This window comes from Virgisporangium ochraceum, from assembly GCF_016863655.1.
Taxonomy (GTDB): Bacteria; Actinomycetota; Actinomycetes; order Mycobacteriales; family Micromonosporaceae; genus Virgisporangium; species Virgisporangium ochraceum.
Window position 1 is genome coordinate 23,632 of record NZ_BOPH01000156.1, and the last position, 17,263, is coordinate 40,894.

Annotated in this window: 13 protein-coding genes; 7 read left to right on the forward strand and 6 right to left on the reverse strand. The window is 73.5% G+C overall.

Going from position 1 to position 17,263, the window contains the following annotated elements; all coding sequences use genetic code 11:
* Positions 1–65 precede the first annotated feature (65 nt).
* Positions 66–407: an STAS domain-containing protein gene (locus tag Voc01_RS51665; protein WP_203935161.1), complete on the forward strand. Its 342-nt coding sequence runs from the start codon at positions 66–68 to the stop codon at positions 405–407.
* 1 nt (position 408) lies between these two features.
* Here Voc01_RS51665 and Voc01_RS51670 read toward each other — a convergent pair whose 3' ends face one another.
* Positions 409–2,838, reverse strand: coding sequence for an MMPL family transporter (locus Voc01_RS51670; protein ID WP_203935162.1), 2,430 nt, complete (start codon positions 2,836–2,838; stop codon positions 409–411).
* The gene (locus Voc01_RS51675) at positions 2,831–3,454 is read right to left on the reverse strand and encodes a TetR/AcrR family transcriptional regulator (RefSeq protein ID WP_203935163.1); all 624 of its coding nucleotides are present in this window, start codon (positions 3,452–3,454) and stop codon (positions 2,831–2,833) included. Before Voc01_RS51675 ends, Voc01_RS51670 begins: the two co-directional genes overlap by 8 nt.
* 85 nt (positions 3,455–3,539) lie before the next feature.
* Between Voc01_RS51675 and Voc01_RS51680 the strand changes: the two genes are divergently transcribed.
* Entirely contained in the window at positions 3,540–5,792 is a 2,253-nt protein-coding gene (locus Voc01_RS51680; RefSeq protein ID WP_239161100.1) for a putative bifunctional diguanylate cyclase/phosphodiesterase, read from the forward strand.
* On the opposite strand, the gene Voc01_RS51685 is transcribed toward Voc01_RS51680, so the two are convergent.
* Together Voc01_RS51685 and Voc01_RS51690 are read right to left on the reverse strand one after the other, a co-directional pair.
* Positions 5,785–6,795 (reverse strand): 1-aminocyclopropane-1-carboxylate deaminase, encoded by a 1,011-nt coding sequence (locus tag Voc01_RS51685; RefSeq protein ID WP_203935164.1) that lies wholly within the window; start codon positions 6,793–6,795, stop codon positions 5,785–5,787. The two genes, Voc01_RS51680 and Voc01_RS51685, sit on opposite strands and share 8 nt — an antisense overlap.
* Positions 6,795–7,445, reverse strand: coding sequence for a GntR family transcriptional regulator (locus Voc01_RS51690; protein ID WP_203935165.1), 651 nt, complete (start codon positions 7,443–7,445; stop codon positions 6,795–6,797). The genes Voc01_RS51685 and Voc01_RS51690 overlap by 1 nt, the downstream gene beginning before the upstream one ends.
* A gap of 112 nt (positions 7,446–7,557) precedes the next feature.
* Between Voc01_RS51690 and Voc01_RS51695 the strand changes: the two genes are divergently transcribed.
* The 4 genes from Voc01_RS51695 (at position 7,558) to Voc01_RS51710 (ending at position 14,578) form a co-directional block, all read left to right on the forward strand.
* Complete coding sequence (locus tag Voc01_RS51695) at positions 7,558–10,521, forward strand: tetratricopeptide repeat protein (protein WP_203935166.1); 2,964 nt, start codon at positions 7,558–7,560, stop codon at positions 10,519–10,521.
* A gap of 122 nt (positions 10,522–10,643) precedes the next feature.
* Complete coding sequence (locus Voc01_RS51700) at positions 10,644–12,317, forward strand: APC family permease (RefSeq protein WP_203935167.1); 1,674 nt, start codon at positions 10,644–10,646, stop codon at positions 12,315–12,317.
* 119 nt (positions 12,318–12,436) lie between these two features.
* Positions 12,437–13,363: a hypothetical protein gene (locus tag Voc01_RS51705; RefSeq protein WP_203935168.1), complete on the forward strand. Its 927-nt coding sequence runs from the start codon at positions 12,437–12,439 to the stop codon at positions 13,361–13,363.
* 9 nt (positions 13,364–13,372) lie between these two features.
* A complete protein-coding gene (locus tag Voc01_RS51710; RefSeq protein ID WP_203935169.1) occupies positions 13,373–14,578 on the forward strand; it encodes a hypothetical protein in 1,206 nt (401 codons plus the stop codon).
* A 10-nt stretch (positions 14,579–14,588) separates the two neighbouring features.
* Here Voc01_RS51710 and Voc01_RS51715 read toward each other — a convergent pair whose 3' ends face one another.
* Positions 14,589–15,692, reverse strand: a complete 1,104-nt coding sequence (locus Voc01_RS51715) for a hypothetical protein (RefSeq protein ID WP_203935170.1) — start codon at positions 15,690–15,692, stop codon at positions 14,589–14,591.
* A 58-nt stretch (positions 15,693–15,750) separates the two neighbouring features.
* On the opposite strand from Voc01_RS51715, the gene Voc01_RS51720 reads away from it, so the two are divergent.
* Positions 15,751–16,197, forward strand: a complete 447-nt coding sequence (locus Voc01_RS51720; RefSeq protein ID WP_203935171.1) for a MarR family winged helix-turn-helix transcriptional regulator — start codon at positions 15,751–15,753, stop codon at positions 16,195–16,197.
* A gap of 9 nt (positions 16,198–16,206) precedes the next feature.
* On the opposite strand, the gene Voc01_RS51725 is transcribed toward Voc01_RS51720, so the two are convergent.
* Positions 16,207–17,109, reverse strand: a complete 903-nt coding sequence (locus Voc01_RS51725; RefSeq protein WP_203935172.1) for a serine/threonine-protein kinase — start codon at positions 17,107–17,109, stop codon at positions 16,207–16,209.
* Between the last annotated feature and the right edge of the window lie 154 nt (positions 17,110–17,263).

The window sequence follows — 17,263 nt, forward strand, 5'->3', positions numbered from 1 at the left end:
GTAACGCGGAGAACCCGCGATCCGCTCTTTCGGTGACCACGCATCCAGACGCGAAGGGACCACGGGTGACCGTGATTGTGGACATTACGACGAACCGGGTAGGTAGAACCGCGGTGGTGACGCCGCACGGCGACATCGACCTCGTGACGTCCCCGGAGTTCCACACGGCCGTCCACGCGGCCATCGACGAGGGCGCGACCGCGCTCGTCATCGACCTCTCCGACGCCGGGTTCCTCGACTCCACGGCGCTCGGTGTGCTGGTCTCGGCGCACCGGCGGCTCAAGGACCGGCTGGCCATCGCGGCCGCCCGTCCGGTGGTGCAGCGCCTCTTCGAGGTCACCCAGTTCACCACCGTGCTGCGGATCTACCCGACCGTCGACGGGGCGCTGGACGACCTCAGGCCCTAGCTCAACCGACCGTGGACGCCTGGCGCGGCTGCTCCCCCACGCGCGGGGTGACCGGGTGGCTGCGCTCCAGCGCCGCGCCCTCCACGTCGACGTTCGGCAGGACGCGGTCGAGCCAGCCCGGCAGCCACCACGCCGACCGGCCGAGCAGGTGCATCACGGCCGGGATCAGCAGCATGCGTACCAGGAAGGCGTCGGCGAGCACGCCGAACGCGAGCCCGAAGCCGAGCGAACGGATCATCGCCGTGTGGCTGAAGATGAAGCCGCCGAACACCGAGATCATGATGATCGCGGCAGCCGTCACCACGGCCCGGCCGGCGTGCAGGCCCTGCCGCACGGCGAGGCGGGCCGGGGCGCCGTGCGCGTACGCCTCGCGCATGCCCGACACCAGGAACAGCTGGTAGTCCATGGCCAGGCCGAACAGGATGCCGATGAGGATCGTCGGCAGGAAGCTGAGGATCGGTCCCGGATCGTGGATGCCGAAGACGGCGCCGAGCCAGCCCCACTGGAAGATCGCCGTGATCGCGCCGAACGTGGCGAACAGCGACAGCACGAAGCCGAGCGTCGCGGTCAGCGGCACCAGCACCGAGCGGAACACGAAGATCAGGATCACCAGCGACAGGCCCAGCACCACGCTGAGGTAGATCGGCAGGGCGTCCGACAGCTGCTCGGAGATGTCGATGTTGCCGCTCGCGCTGCCGGCCACGCCCAGCGTGACGCCACCGTCGAGCGGTGACAGGCCGCGCAGGTCGCGCACGAGCCGCTCGGTCGACTCGCTGTTCGGCCCCTGCGCCGGCACCACCTGGAAGGCCAGCAGCAGGTTGTCGCTCGACTGGCCGATCGGCGCGACGGCGGTGACGTCGCCCTGCGCCGCCAGCCGCTCGCCGACCCGCACCTGCGCGGCGAGCAGGTCGTCGCCGGTCACCGGGTCGGGAAGCTCGGCGACGACGAGCAGCGGACCGTTGACGCCCTCCCCGAACCGCTCCTCGATGAGCGTGTAGGCCCGGTACTGGGTGGAGTCCTGCGCCTCCGAGGAGCCGTCGGGCAGGCCGAGGCGCATCGACAGCGCCGGCAACGCGATCAGCACCAGCGCGGCGAGGCCGGCGACCGCGGTCAGCACCGCCCGGTTGCGGGTCATCGGCTCGGTCGGCGCGTCGCCGGCACGGTGCCGGGCGATGTCGCCGCGCGCCTTGCGGCTCAGCACACGCAGTCCCAGCAGCGACAGCAGCGCCGGGGTCAGCGTGACCGCGATGACCACCGCGACCGCGACGCAGATCGCGCCCACGGTGCCCATCAGCCCCAGGAACCCGATGCCGGTGACGTTCAGCGCGAGCAGCGCGACCAGCACGGTCGCGCCGGCGAACACCACCGCGTTGCCCGACGTGCCGTTGGCGAGCCCGATCGACTCGTGCACGTCGGCGCCGTGCAGCAACTGTCTCCGGTGGCGGTTGAGGATGAAGAGGCTGTAGTCGATGCCGACCGCGAGGCCGAGCATGACGCCGAGCACCGGCGTGATCGAGAGCATGTCCACGACGCCCGACAGCGACAGCGACAACGTGACACCGACGCCCACCCCGACGAGCGCGCCGACCAGCGGCAGCGCCGACGCGATGAGCGACCGCAGCATGACCAGGAGGGTGATCGCGGCGACGATGAGACCGGCGACCTCGCCGACACCGAGGACCTCGGGAACGGCCTGGGTGATCTCGTTGGAGAAGTCGGCCCCGACACCGGCCGGCACGCCGGCGGAGACGTGGTCGACCACCGCCTCCTTGGTCTCCGGCGTGACGTCGAGCTGCTCCTCCTCGAACACGATCGCCGCGACCGCCGCGGTGTTGTCCTCCGACACCAGCCGGATCTCCGCCGACATGGCGAGCAGCCGCTGCGACAGGTCCAGCTTCGTCGCCTGCGCGTCGAGCTCGGCGCGCTTGCGGGTCAGCTCCTGCTGCTGCGCGTCGAGCTGGGCCACCGGCGCGCCGGGCTGGGCCTTCGCGGCGTCGAGCTGCTGCTGGGCCCGGTCGAGCTGCTGGCGCCCGGCGTCGAGCTGACGCTGCCCGGCGGTGAGCTGGCCGGCCTGCTCGGTCACCTGCCGCTGGGTGGCGAACGGGTCGGTGGCGGCGGCGACCCCGTCGAGGTCGGCGGTGCTCCTCAGCAGCTCCCCGATGGCCGCCTTCTGCTCGTCGGTGAACGGCGACCCGTCGCTCGTGTGGAACACGACCGTCCCGTTGCCGCCGCTGGCACTGGGGAACCGGGCGGCGAGCTGGTCGGTGACCTCCGCCGTCCTGGTCCCCGGAATGGTGACCTGCGACGACAGCGCACCGCCGAACGCGAGATAGCCCCCGACGGACAGCCCCAGGACCACGGCCCAGGTGGCCACGACGGCCCAGGCGCGCCGGGCGCAGAGACGTCCGACCCGATACAACAGTTCAGCCACGGCAGTAACCCTTACGGATGGTTTCGATGAGGCGGTCGAGCAGTTCGTGCCACCGCGCCCGCGCGTCGTCGTCGGTGGCGGCGCCGGTCGCGGCGATCCAGTGCTGCGCGATCACCTCGGCGCCGTGCATGAGCGAGCTGACCAGGATCTCGGCCTCCAACGCGTCGAGCTCGGCGTTGCGCTCGGCCAGCTCGCGGGCCAGGTCGGCGGTGGTGCGCGCGAACGTCGCCTGGAAGATCTGCCGGGGACGGGGGTCGGCCACGTCGAAGCCGCCGAGGGCCCGCCACAGGAACGCGATGGTGCCGGGCACGTCGGTGGCGCGCAGCGCGGCGGTGACCGCCTCGAACATCTGCGCGCGGTCGCCCAGCCCGATGGCGACCTCCGCCCGGAAGTTGTCGATCACCACGGCGAGGACCTCGGTGCAGACGGTCGTGACGACGTCGTCGATCGAGGCGAAGTGGTTGAAGATCGACCGCCGCGACAGGTCGGCCCGCTCGGCGAGCTGGTCGACGCTGAACCGGGCCGACTCGCCTTCGGAGATCAGCGCCTTGGCCGCGTCGAGGATCGCCCGGCGGTGACGCGCCTTCAGCGCCGCCCGGCGGTCCTGGGTGATCACGGTCAATTACACTACGTGCATCGTTGCACTGGGTGCAACGTGAGCCGCCCCTCAGCGCCGACGGCTGCCTGCCGATGGGGAGGGCGTGATCTCAGAGAACCGGGCGGCGACGCTGACGGTTGCCGGCTGCGGCGCCCTGGTGGCGGTGTTTCTCGTGTTCTCCCTGGGCGACGTCGGCGGCGAGCGGACCGTCCGCGCCGTCACCAACCTGGTGCACATCCTGATCGCGTTGTCGTACACGGTTCTCGGCCTGCGGGTCGTGGTCACCGACCGGCGGTCGCCGCGCGCCCGCCGCGCGTGGACGCTGATCAGCGCGGCGTTCGCGTGCCGCCTGGTCGCCCAGGTGTCGTGGTTCGCCGAGGACGTGGTGATCGGCAACCCGCCGTACCCGTCGGTCGCCGACTACCTGTTCCTGGCGTTCGTGCCGGTGATGTTCGCCGGGCTCCTGCTGCTGCCCACCGGTCGCCGCTCCCGGGCCGACCGGATCAAGCTGACGCTGGACTCGCTGATCGTCTGCGCCGCCACGATGATGCTCTTCTGGTACCTGTGGCTGGGGCCGATCTTCGTCGGCCTCGACGTCTCGGTCGTGCAGGTCGCGTACGCCGCCGCCCTGCCCATGGCCGACCTGCTGCTCGTGCTCGCGCTGGCGATGCTGCTGCTGCGCCGCTCGACCGCCACCGACCCCGCGGTGCGGCTGCTCGCCGGCGCCGTGGCCATGTTCGTCGTGGCCGACACCCTGTACGGCTACCTGCAGCTCCACGAGATCTACGCGGCCGGCGAGTGGCCCGACCTGTTCTGGATGATCGGCGGGTTCCTGCTGGTCCTCGCCGCGAACCGCGGCCGCCGCCACGACGTGGACACCCCGCGGACGTGGGGCCGCCGCGGCATCAACTGGCTGCCGTACAGCGCCATCGCGCTCGCCTACGGGCTGCTCGGCTACCTCGCCCGCGACCAGGGCATCTACCCCCTCGGCGGCATGATCATCGGGGCGATCCTGCTCACCACGCTGGTCGTCGTGCGGCAGATGCTCGTGCTGCGCGAGAACGTCGAGATGGCCGTCACCGACCCGCTCACCGGCCTGGCCAACCGCACGCTGATCGGTCACCGCCTGGCGGAGATCGCCGCCGCGCCGGTGCGCGAGGACCGCTGCGCCGCGGTCATGGTGATCGACCTCGACCGGTTCAAGCCCATCAACGACGCCTACGGGCACGAGGCCGGCGACGCCGTGCTCGAGGCCGTCGCGGGTGCCCTGCGCTCGGTGATCCGCGCCGGCGACACGGCCGGGCGCCTCGGCGGCGACGAGTTCGCGGTGATCCTGCCCGACCTGCCCGGCCGCGACATCGCCGAGCGGATCGCCGGCCGGCTGGTCGAGGCGCTGCGCACGCCGGTCGTCCACGGGGACCTCGTGCTCGCCGTCGAGGCGAGTGTCGGCGTCGCGGTCCGCGACGCGGGGAACGTCGTGGACGCCGAGCGGCTGCTCCACCAGGCGGACCTCGCCATGTACGTGGCGAAGCGGGCCGGCCGGCGCCGCTACGAGTTCTTCACCGAGGCGTTCGACACCGACGCCCGCGACGCCGAGCTGCGCCGGGCGGTCGACAACGACGAACTGCTGCTGCACTACCAGCCGATCGTGGCCCTCGACAGCGGCGACATCGTCGCCGTCGAGGCCCTGGTGCGGTGGAACCACCCGGAGCGTGGCCTGCTCATGCCCGGCGCGTTCGTCGAGCTCGCCGAGGAGACCGGCGCGGTGGTGCCGATGGGCGAGTGGGTGCTGCGCGAGGCCTGCCGCGAGGCGGCCGTGTGGCGCACCACCATTCCGGGCACCGACGAGCTGCGGGTCAACGTCAACCTGTCCCCGCAGCAGGTCATGCAGGCCGACCTGGTCGACGTCGTCGACCGCATCCTCGTGGAGACCGGGTTCCCCGCCGCCCGGCTCGTCCTGGAGATCACCGAGGGGGTGGCGCTGGAGCCCGACGAGGGCGTCGTCACCCGGCTCCAGGCGCTGCGCGAGCGCGGCATCAACATCTCGGTCGACGACTTCGGCACCGGCTACTCGGCGCTGAGCTACCTGCGCCGCCTACCGGTCGGCGCCCTGAAGATCGACCGTTCCTTCATCACCGACATCGTCGACGACCCCGAGGCCCGCCAGGTCGCGGAGGCGGTGGTGCGGCTGGGTACCGCGTTCCGCATGTACGTGGTCGCCGAGGGCATCGAGACCGCCGAGCAGGCCCGCATGCTGGCCGACATGGGCTGCGTCTTCGGGCAGGGCTACTACTTCCACCGTCCCCTCGAACCGGGCGCGGTGGCCGGGGTGCTCGCTCCCGTGGTGCTCAGCTGAAGAGGCCCGAGTACGCGTTCAACGCCGGCTGCCCGCCGAGGTGGGCGTAGAGAACCGTTGACCCCGCGGGGATGTCGCCGTCGCGTACCAGGTCGACCAGGCCGGCCATCGACTTCCCCTCGTACACCGGGTCGATGATCATCCCCTCGAGCTCGCCCGAGAGGCGGATCGCGTCGATCGTCGACCGCACGGGGATGCCGTACAGGTCGCCGGCCCAGCCCTCCAGCACGGTGATCTCGTCGGCGCGCAGGTCGCGCCCGAGGCCGATCAGCTCCGCCGTGTGCCGGGCGATCCGTTCGACCTGCGCGCGGGTCTTCTCCAGCGTGGCCGACGCGTCGATGCCGATCACCCGCCGGGGCCGGTCCTGCAGCGCGAAACCGGCGATCATGCCGGCGTGTGTCGAGCCGGTGACCGTGCACACGATGACCGTGTCGAAGAAGACGCCGAGCTCGGCCTCCTGCCGCTCGACCTCGCGCGCCCAGTTGGCGAACCCGAGCCCGCCGAGCCGGTGCTCCGACGCGCCGGCCGGGATGCCGTACGGGGTCCCGCCCGACGCGCGCACGTCCTCCAGCGCGCGCTCCCACGAGTCGCGGATGCCGATGTCGAACCCGGCCGGGTCGAGCTGCACGTGCGCGCCCATGATGCGCGAGAGCAGGATGTTGCCGACCTTGTCGTTGACCGCGTCGGGCCAGTCGACCCATTTCTCCTGCACCAGCCGCGCCTTCAGGCCGAGCTTCGCGGCGACCGCCGCCACCTGCCGCGTGTGGTTGGACTGGTACCCGCCGATCGACACGAGCGTGTCGGCGCCGCTGGCCAGCGCGTCGGGCACGATGTACTCGAGTTTACGGGTCTTGTTGCCGCCGTACGCGAGGCCGGAGTTGCAGTCCTCCCGCTTGGCCCAGATCTGCACCCCGCCGCCGAGGTGTTCGGTCAGGCGGTCGAGCCGGTGCACCGGGCTGGGTCCGAACAGCAACGGGTACCGGTCGAAGTCGTCGAGCGACATCAGGACTCCTCTGGTTTCAGGGTCAGCCAGTTGGCGCGAACGGCGGCGGCCGTGCCGTCGACGTCCCGCCTCCGCGCGAGGTCGACGATGCGCCGGTGCTGCTCGACCGACCCGCGCCCGGTCAGCGACGCGAAGCGCGCGCGTTCCATGCGGCGCAGCAGCGGCGTGACGTCGTCGAGGATCGCGGCCACCAGGCGGTTCGCCGCGAGGTCGACGAACACCCGGTGGAACGCGTCGTCGGCGGCGATGGCGGCGTCGACGTCCGTCGTGGCCAGGGCCGTCGCGAACGCGGCGTTCGCGGTTTCCATGGCCCCCAGATGTGACCCGCTGAGCAGCGGAACCGCGTCGCGGGCGGCCAGCTCGTGCATGCTGGCGGCGACCGCCTGGGCCTCCGCGGCCGCGCGCACGTCGAGCGGCGCGACGACGGTGCTGTTCCCCGGCCGGATCCGCACCAGGCCGGTCTTCTCCAGCTGGGTCAGCGCCTCGCGGATCGGCGTCCGGCTGACCCCGAGCCAGGCGCACAGGTCGGCGTCGACGAGCCGCTCGCCGGGCTCCAACGTGCCGTCGACGATCGCGGCGCGCAGCGAGTCGAACACCCGCTCCCGCAGCAGCGCGCGGGACGGTGGCGCGCTCTGACGCGGGACCGGCATGCGACATACAGTATGCGAAATATCGCGAGGCGCAAGCCGCCCGGTGAGGCCGGCGGGCGCTTTGTCCCCCGGTGTTAGCGTGCAGCCGGTACGCCCACGCGGGGAGGCGGCGATGACCGACCATTCATCCGGCGGCCCGGGGCTGGAGTTCCGCGCCGCCGCCGAGGCCGGCGACACCGACGCGATGGCGGCGCTGGGTGGCGCGCTGGCCGCCGCGGGCGCGGTCGCCGAGGCGGAGCGGTGGTGGCGGCGGGCCGCGCAGGCCGGCAACCTCGGCGCCACCCACCGGCTCGCCCAGCTGCTGTACCGCACCGGCCGCGACGAGGAGGCGGACGCGTGGCTCAACCGCCGCGCCGGGTCCAGCATCCTGGAGCAGCTCGGCGGCGGGCAGCTCGACGGCCCGCTTCCGACACCGCCGCCACCCCCGATCCAGGCACCAGCGCCGATCCCGGTGCCGGCCGCGACGCCGACGCAGGTCCCGATCCCGGGCACGGCCCCGACCTCGACGCCCGCCTCCGCGCCGACACCGCCGACGACCGACGACCCGCAGCGGTCCTACGACGTCGGCCGGCTGCTCGCCCGCACCGGCCGTACCGCCGAGGCCGAACCCCAGTTCCGCCACGCCGCCGAGGCCGGCCACCTGGAGGCGATGCGCGAACTCGCGCTCCTCCTGGCCGCCGGCGACCGCCGACCCGAGGCGCGGCTCTGGTGGGAGCGCGCGGCCACCGGCGGCGACACCGCCTCCATGTGCCACCTCGGCCTCGACCACCGGGCCCGGGGCGAGGCCGGCGACGCCGAGGCCCTGTTCGCGCGCGCGGCCGCCGCGGGTTCGCTCGAAGGGGCGCTGCAGCTGGGCCTGCTCCACCTGGCGGCCGGGCACCTGTCGGCGGCCGAGGAACCGCTGCGTACGGCCGCTCACGCGGGTCACACCGGCGCCTTCCACGCGTACGCCACCGTCCTCGACCGCACCGACCGCGGCGGCGCGGGCCGGCTCTGGCTGGAGCGCGCGGCCGAGGCCGGAGACCTCGACGCCATGTTCGACCTCGCCGGCCGCCTCGACCCGGCCGACGCCGAGCACTGGTGGCGCCGCGCCGTCGAGCGGGACCACCCGCCGAGCATGTACGCGTACGCGGAGCACCTCATCGGCACCGGCCGCGGCGACGTGGGCCGGAGGCTGCGGCGGGCCGCCGCCGAGCGCGGGGTGGCGCCGGCGATGGCCGCGGTGAGCGAGGAGTGCGCGGAGGCCGGCGACGTGGAGGCGGCGGCGCAGTGGCTGCTGCGCGCCGGTGAGGCGGGCCATGGACGCGCGGCCTACCTGCTCGGGCTGATGAACGGCGAGGGCGGCGACCTCCGTACCGCCGAGCTGTGGTACCGGCGGGCGCTCGACGCCGGGTACGAGGATCCGGCCTGCGCGACGCGCAACCTCGGGCTGATCCTCGAGGGCGACGGGCGCATGACGGAGGCGGAGGAGCTGTACCGGAAAGGCGCGGCGGACGGCCATCCGATGACGATGGTGGACCTGTCGTCGGTGCTGGTGCGGAAGGGGAAGACCGGCGAGGCGGAGTTGTGGTTGCGCCGCGGCGCCCGGACCGGGCTGCCCGCGGCGATGAACGATCTCGGGTCGCTGCTCTCGAGCAGCGGCCGCCGCCAGGAGGCCGCCCAGTGGTGGCGCCGCGCGGCCGAGGGCGGTGACCCGGTGGCGGCCGTCAACTACGGCAACCTCCTCCAGCTGGCCGGTGCCACCGACGACGCCGAGCGGCTCTACCGCTCCTATGCGGCGACGGGCCATCCACGCGTGCTCGGCGCCCTGGCCGACCTCCTCGACGGCTGCGGCCGCGAGTCCGAGGCGGAGGCCGTCCGCCGGGGTGAGGTGTCTCCGGAGCCCGCGGGCAGGTCGGTCGACGACGCCGTGGCGGCGCGGGTCGAGGAGTCCGGCGAGCTGGTGGAGCTGGTCCTCCGGCTGCAGCGCGGCGACGCGGGTGCCGTCGACCGGATGGTCGAGCTCGGCACCCGGCTGGGACAGCCGCCCGCCGACATCCTCGCGTCGGCCGCCGCCGAGCTCAAGCGGGCCGGCAAGGTCGCCGTCGCTGAGGAGCTGTACCACCGGGCGATCCGCGACGGCAGCGCCGACGCGATGTTCAACCTCGGCATCCTGCTGGCCGAGACGGGCCGGCAGCGCCAGGCCGAGACCTGGTACCGGCGGGCGGCCGAGGCGGGCAGCGGCAAGGCGCCGAACAACCTGGGACACCTGCTCCTCACCGCCGGCCGGCTCGACGAGGCCGAACCGTGGCTGCGCCAGGGCGCCGAGCAGGGTGACACGACCGCGATGCGCAACCTCGCGCAGCTCCTGTCGCGTACCCGCCGCGTCGAGGAGGCTCAACGGTGGGTCGACCGGGCCGTGGACGCCGAGGGCGGAACGCCGACGGAGGCGACCACGGTGGAGGACGTCATCGAGAAGATCCGCTCGGGCGACCTGGTGGGCCACCTGGTGACCGCCGACGACGACCCCGAGCTGCTGGTGTCCACGTTCCGTCCCCGGGCGGAGGCCGGCGACCGCGACGCGATGTTCCTGCTGGGCAACGTCCACGCCCGCAACGGGCAGGACGCCGAGGCGGCGGAGTGGCTGGGCCGGGCCGCGCGCGCCGGTCACCACGAGGCCGCCGGCGACCTCGGCCGGCTCCTCCTGGGCGCGAAGCGACCGGCGGAGGCCGAGCCGTGGCTGCGCCAGGCCGCCGAAAACGGTGTCGCCGAGGCCGGGTGGATGCTCGGCGCGGTGCTGCTGGAGACCGGGAACGGCGCCGAGGCCGGCCGGTGGCTCCACCCCGGCGCGGTGGCGGGCGACCTGAACGCCGCGTTCTACTACGGCCTCCACCACCTCGGTGAGGAGCGCGTCCTCGACGCGGAGCGCTGGCTGCACAAGGCCGCCGACGGCGGCAACAGCGACGCCATGTACGCGCTCGGCATGCTGCTGGGACAGAACGGCACGACCCCGGACGGGGACACGTGGCTGCGCCGGGCCGCCCGGGCCGGCCACCCGGAGGCCCAGAAGTGGCTCTTCACGGCGAGCGGCGGCTGAACCCACGACCGCCAAGGTAACGAGGAGTGCTCGATCGCATCCTCTCAGTAAATTTAGATCTATACGGATAGTCGCATTGACGTTACCCTTTGGAGTGTTTCTCTGCTCCGGAGGTGGCGTCGATGGCCGGTATCGGACGTATCCAGCAATTCGCCCCCGCGACCCGTGCGGCGCTCGCGCGGACCCTGTCCGGCGGGCGCCGTCCCCGTACGAGCGAGCCCCGTACGAGCGAGCCCCGTACGGGCGAGGGCCGGCCGACGCTGGCCCGCAACCGGCTCGGCGTCCCGTCGGTGGTGTTCTTCGGCGTCGCCGGCGCCGCGCCGCTGACCGTGATCCTCGGCGCGGTGTCGACGATCTACGCGGTCGTCGGGAGCACCGCGGTTCCGGTGGTGTACTTCGCGGCCGCGGCGATCCTGTCGGTGTTCACCGTCGGGTTCGTGGCAATGAGCCGGCACATCGTCAGCACCGGCGCGTTCTACACGTACATCACCCACGGGCTCGGGCGGCTGCCCGGCATGGGTGCCGCGTTCGTCGCGCTGGTGGCGTACTCGTTGATGCAGATCGGGCTGTTCGGCCTGTTCGGGGTCATCGCCGAGGGGATCCTCGCCGAGCTGGGCGTGGCGACGAGCTGGTTCGTGTGCGCGCTCGTCGCGTGGGTCGCGGTCGCCGTGCTGGGGCTCCTGAAGGTGGACCTGAGCGGCAAGGTCCTGGCCGTGCTGCTGACGCTCGAGTTCGCCATCGTCGTCGTCTACGACCTGGTGATGGTCGCCAACCCGGCCGACGGGCTGAACGTCTCCACGCTGAACCCGGCCGGCCTCCTCACCGGCGAGGCGGCCGCGATGCTGGTGCTGGCGATCGCCGGCTTCGTGGGCTTCGAGACCACCGTGGTCCTCTCCGAGGAGGCGAGGGACCCGAAGCGCACCATCGCCCGCGCCACCCACTGGGCGGTGCTCCTTCCCGGCATCTTCATCGGGCTGTCCGCGTGGGCGATGTCGGTCGGTGCCGGCGTCGACTCGATCGTCGCGACCGCGAAGCGCGAGGAGACCGACCTCGTCTTCTCGTTGGTGAGCCCGCACGTGCCGGAGCTGTTCATCAGCCTGGGCTACCTGTTCTTCCTCACGAGCGTGTTCGCCGCGCTGCTCGCGTTCCACGCCGCGATCGCCCGCTACCAGTTCGCCCTCGGCCGCGAGGGCGTGCTGCCGAAGCCGTGGGGACGCATCCACCCCCGCACCGGCGCGCCGACCGCGGGCTCGCTGACCCAGAGCGCCGTCGCGCTCGTGGTGCTGGTCGTCTACGCGGCCGCCGGGATCGACCCGCTGGTGCACCTGTTCGCGTGGCTGACCACCGCCGGCGGGTTCGGCGTGCTCATCCTGATGTGGGGTGCGAGCGGCGCGGTCATCGTGTTCTTCCGCCGGCGTCCCGGGCTGGAGAGCCGGTGGCGGGCCCGGATCGCCCCGCGCATCGCGTTCGGGCTCCTGACCCTGGTGCTCCTCGCCACCGCGATCGGCCTGGGCGACCTGCTCCAGCTCGACGACGGCTCGGTGATGGCCTGGTTCTTCCAGACCCTGTTCCTCGTCGTCGCCGGCCTCGGCGTGGCCTGGGCCCTGCACCTGCGGCGCAACCGCCCCGAGGTCTACGCCGCGATCGGCCACCGCGGCCGACCCCGTCGCCCGGCCCCACGCGGGCCCCGCACCCCCGCCCCGCGCGTCGCCGCCCGGAAGGCCACCGCGGCGGCGGCTCCGCACCGCGGCACCTACCGCCGCAAGGCCGGCCGCCCCCGCTCGGGCCGCGGCTAGGCACCCGTCCCCCGCATCGAGCTCCCTGGATGCCGGGTCAGAACGGCAGCCCGTAACCATCCCCTCTCCCGGGTGGGCGACCTACAGTGACAGGTCAACGACCCGGAGAGAGGGGATGCGTGCCGAACCGGATCCGTGCGACCCTGCGCCGGCTGGCCGCCAACCGGTGGCTGCGGCTGGCGTCCGTCGTCGTGCCGCTGGCGGTGTCGGTCGGACTGCTCAGCCGGGTGCCGCGGATCTCGCTGCTGCCGCTGCTGCCGGCCGTGGCCGTCTGGACCCTGGGCAAGTACGTGCTGTGCCCGGTGCGCTGGATGCTCGTGTCGCGCAACGGGCGCGGCCTCTGGTGGCACCTGCGCACCTACGCCGAAGGCGAGCTGCTCGGGCTGGCGTCGCCGGCGCACGTGGGTGCCGACCTGTGGCGGGGCAGCCGGCTGGTCGGAGCCGGCATGGAGCCCTTCCACTCCGGCGGGGTCATCGCGGTCGACCGGCTCATCGGTGCCGTCGCGCTGGTGCTCGTGGGTGCGCTGGTCGGGGTGACGCTGCCGGCCCGCACCGCCGTCCCCGTGTTCGTCGTCGGGCTGGTGGCCGTCGCCCTGGTGCTGATCGTGCGCCGCCGGCGTCCGGCGGTCGGCCGCGCGTGGCCGGGCTGGCGGGCCGCGGCGGCCGGCGTCGGGCTGTCGCTGGCGTACCAGGTGACGGCCGTCGCGCTGCTCGTCGGCGCGGTGACCGCCACCGGGCACCGGGCCGGCCCAGTCGAGGTCGCCACGCTGTACGCCGCGAGCCAGCTCGCCACGCTCGTCCCCGGCCTGAACGGCCTCAGCGCGCGCGAGGGCGCCCTGGCCGCGGCGCTGGTGTCGACGGGCGCGAGCTGGTCGGCGGCGCTCGGTGCGGTCGCTCTGGTCGCGGTGGTGGCGTGGGGACCGGCGACGGTGCTCGGCGGGTCGAGCCTGCTGGCCCGGTTCGTCACCCGGGGCAGAACGTCCGGGCACGGAGGTACCTCTCCGCGCCGGGAAGAGGTATCTCCGTGCCCGGAGGTTCGGGCCTAGAGTGGCCGCGTGACCGCTACGACCACCGATGTCAGTGCCGCCGTCGCCCGGTTCGCCGAACGGTTCCATGCGGCCGTGGGCACCGGCCACCACGTCGGGTCGCCGCTCGGGGCCTGGCTGCTGCTCGCCCTCTGCGCGGCCGCCGCCGGACCCGGCAGCAGGACCGATCCCGCGTTGGCCGACGCGCTCGGGGTTTCACCGGAGGAGGCTCGCACCTGGGCGCAGGGCCTCCTGGCTGCCCGTCACCCCTTGGTCCTGACGGCAGCGGCGGCCTGGACCGGCGCGACGGCCCCGCCCACGACGGCGCCGCGCCTGGCCCGCGACCTGCCCGCCGCGGTCGCGACGGGGCCGCTGCCCGACCAGCGGGCGCTCGACGCCTGGGCCGCGGAGAACACGCAGGGACTGATCGACCGGTTCCCCGTGACGGTGACGCCCGAGACGCTGCTCGTGCTCGCGACGGCGTTGGCGACGAAGGTGTCGTGGACCGAACCGTTCCACACCGCACCGGCGGCCGACCTGCGTGCCGGCGGTACGTGGGCGGGACGGCTGACGACCGTGCTCCGGTCGCCCAGCGGATGGGGGCACGTCTCGTACGTCGCGCGCAGCCGGCGGGCCGGCCTCGTGGCGGTGCACTCGGCGCAGGCCTTCGACGCGGAGTCCGCGCACGGGCTGCGGGTCACGTCGGTGATCGCGGAGCCCGGCGTGCCGGCGGCCGACGTGCTCGCCGCGGCCTACGAACCCGAACCCGACGAGGTGTCCCTGTTCGACCTCCCGCTCGGCGAAGGTCCACTGTGGACCATCACCGCGGAGGAGACCCGCACGACCGCGGCCGACGGCCGGGAGGAGTGGTGCACGTCGGTGCTACCCGCGTGGCGGGCCGGCAACGACCACGACCTCGCCGCCGGCGACCTCGGGTTCCCCGGTGCGGCCCGGGCGCTGGCGGCGTCGCTGGGCCTGCCGGAGTTCGTGTTCGAGGCCCGGCAGGCCGCGGTGGCGGCGTACAGCCGCTACGGGTTCGAGGCGGCGGCCGTGTCGGTCGGAGCGGTCGCGGGCGGGATCGCGGCCGAGCCCAGGAAGGGTGTGCTGCGCACGGCCGAACTGCGGTTCGCCCACCCGTACGCGGTGGTGGCGGTCGCGACCGGCGGCGACACCCCGTGGGACGGGCTACCGGTGTTCTCCGCGTGGGTCGCCGACCCGGAGGACGCCGAAGAGTGACCCACCGGGGTCACGCGTGCTGGAGCCGGTACTGCTCCAGCAGGAACCGCGACATCGTGACCCGCTCGTCGAAGGCGTGCCGCGACCGCTCGTCGTCGCTGCCGAGCAGGTCGTAGAGGAAGCCGTCGAAGCCGCTGCGCAGCAGCACCGACGTGACGAAGGCGTCGCGGACGTCGGCCTCCCGGTCGGCGACGCCCTCCGCGGCGAGACCGCGCAGGTAGGCCGGGACGATCACCGCGCTGATCCGGGGCAGCATGGCCGCGGGCAGCAGACCCGCGTGGGTCAGCCCGACGAGGAGCTGGCCGAGGTCGAACCCGAGTGCGTGCGGGGTGCGGAAGGACAGGTCGATGACCACGAACTCAGCGCTGCCGTCGACCGGCACGAGCAGGTTCTGCGGGCTGGCGTCGCCGTGCGGCAGCGCCTGCGGGTAGGTGTCGAGGCGGTCGAGCAGGTCGGGGATCCGCGCGCCCTCCTCGAGCAGGCCGGCGCGCAGGTCGCCGTGGTCGGCCAGCCAGGGGTGGTGCCAGATCCCGTCGCTGCGCAGGGGTCCCATCCCGCGGAAGGCGACCGACCGTTCCGCGTACATGCGCAGCGCGAAGCCCGGCGGGAAGTCGGTCACGGCGAGCACCTCGGGCGTCGTCGACCGCGCGTTCCAGCGTCCGAGGAGGAACGCGGCCCGCTCGAACCGGCCGAGGTCCCAGGCGGTGGTCGCCTCGACGAGGTTCTCCTGCCAGAGCGAGAGCCGGTCGTCGGGCAGCTCGACCAGCCGGTGCAGCACGGGAGCGCGCAGCCCGTCCGGGAGCGAGGCCTGCACGCGCGGGTCCCACAGCTCGATCTCGGTGCGCCACGGGAACTCGGCGGCGAACATCCCGGCGATCTCCGGCGGCATCAGGGCCAGCGCGGGCCAGTGCCGGAGGTGGTGCAGCAGCTTGACGAACACGGTCCGGTCGCCGGCGCGGACCCGCCACAGTCCCCCGGTCGCGGGCGAGCCGGACGAGTACGCCACCGGCGCGACGGTCACGCCGTCGGGGTCGACCGGCGCGCCGAGGATGTCGGCGAGCGCGGCCGGAACCGTGCCCGCGGGTACGCCGAGGAGGTCCACGAGAACGTCCATGAGCGACCTCCGCGTTTGTCAGGTTACCTTTCTACTTTTCTGAAAGTAAGGTAGCCGTATGACCGACGTCAAGCCGGATCACATCATGGCGCTGCTCGGCACCCTGCTCGACAGCCTGCGCCGCGACCTGGTCGGCGCGATCGCGTCCGTGGCCGACCCGCCGGTGCTCCGCGAGGTGCGCATGTCGCACATCCGCATGCTGAGCCTCACGCCGCCCGACGGGATGCGGGTCAGCGACCTGGCCGACCGGATCGGCATGACCAAGCAGGCGCTGGGCGAGTTCGCGACCACGTTGGAGCGGCTCGGCCTCGTCGAGAGCGTGCGCGACCCGGCCGACCGCCGGGTCCGGATCGTGCGGCCGACCCCGCTCGGACGGCGGGTCGCCGAGACGGGCACCGCCCTCATCGGGGAGGTCGAGACCGCCTGGCGGGAACGGGTCGGCGACCGCGACTGGGACCGGCTGCGGTCGCTGCTGGTCACCGTCGAGGCCCGCGGCCGGGCCTGAGACCGCCGGTCAGCCCGGGGCCGACATCGCGATCGTCGAGCACTGCACGGGCGTGGCCGGGAACGCGCGGACCGCGCCGGCGGCCGCGAACTCCGGACCGGCACCGCGCGCCACCCGCACCAGTTCGCGCCGCACCCGCGCCGGCCGCCACCGCAGGTACGGGTCGCGGTGGAGCAGCCCGTCGAGGACCGGTGTCAGTTCGTCGGCGCACCGCGGCGGGTCCGGCGGCGTGCGGAGCAGGGCACCCAACGTGTTCTCGACCGAGTCGCGGTCGTAGGGTCCGCGGCCCTCCACGGCGTTGTACAGCGTCGCGCCGAGCGAGTACAGGTCGCCCTCCGGCAGCGACAGGTTGGCGCTCACCCGCTCCGGCGGCACGAACTGCGGGGTGCCGAGCGTGGGTTCGTGGCCGGGCGGCTGGCCGTGCCGCAGGGCGATCCCGAAGTCGGCCAGCACCACGCGCCCGTCGTGTCCGATGAGGACGTTGGCCGGCTTCACGTCGCGGTGCAGGACCCCGGCGCGATGGGCCGCGGTGAGCGCGTCGAGCACCGCCACGCCGATCGAGGCCACGTAGCCGGGTGCGAGCGGGCCGTTGCGGTCGGTCAGCTCACGCAGGGACCACGACGGAACGTGCTCCATGACGATCCACGGCCGCCGGCCGGCGTCGACGATGTCCAGGATCCGCACGGCGTTCGGGTGGTTGACCCGGGCGGCCGCGCGGGCCTCGCGCAGCGCGATCTCGCGCAGCGGCGCCAGCTCGGCGTCGGTGGTGCCGGACGGCGACGTCGTCTCCTTGATGGCGACCTCGCGGCGCAGGACGCGGTCGTAGGCCAGCCACACGCAGCCCATCGCACCGCGACCGACCACCTCGCGGAGCTCGAACCGCCCGCCCACCACCGCATCGATTCCGGACATCTGCACACCTCACCGGCTGTTGTTCAGATATACGCGCGATGCGGTCGGTGGGTTCGACCCGATCACCCGCCGGGGTGGCACGTTGTCGGGATCATGCGGATACCGGTCGCGGCCTACTGTGAGTGCACGCCGGACGGACCGGTCAGACAGACAA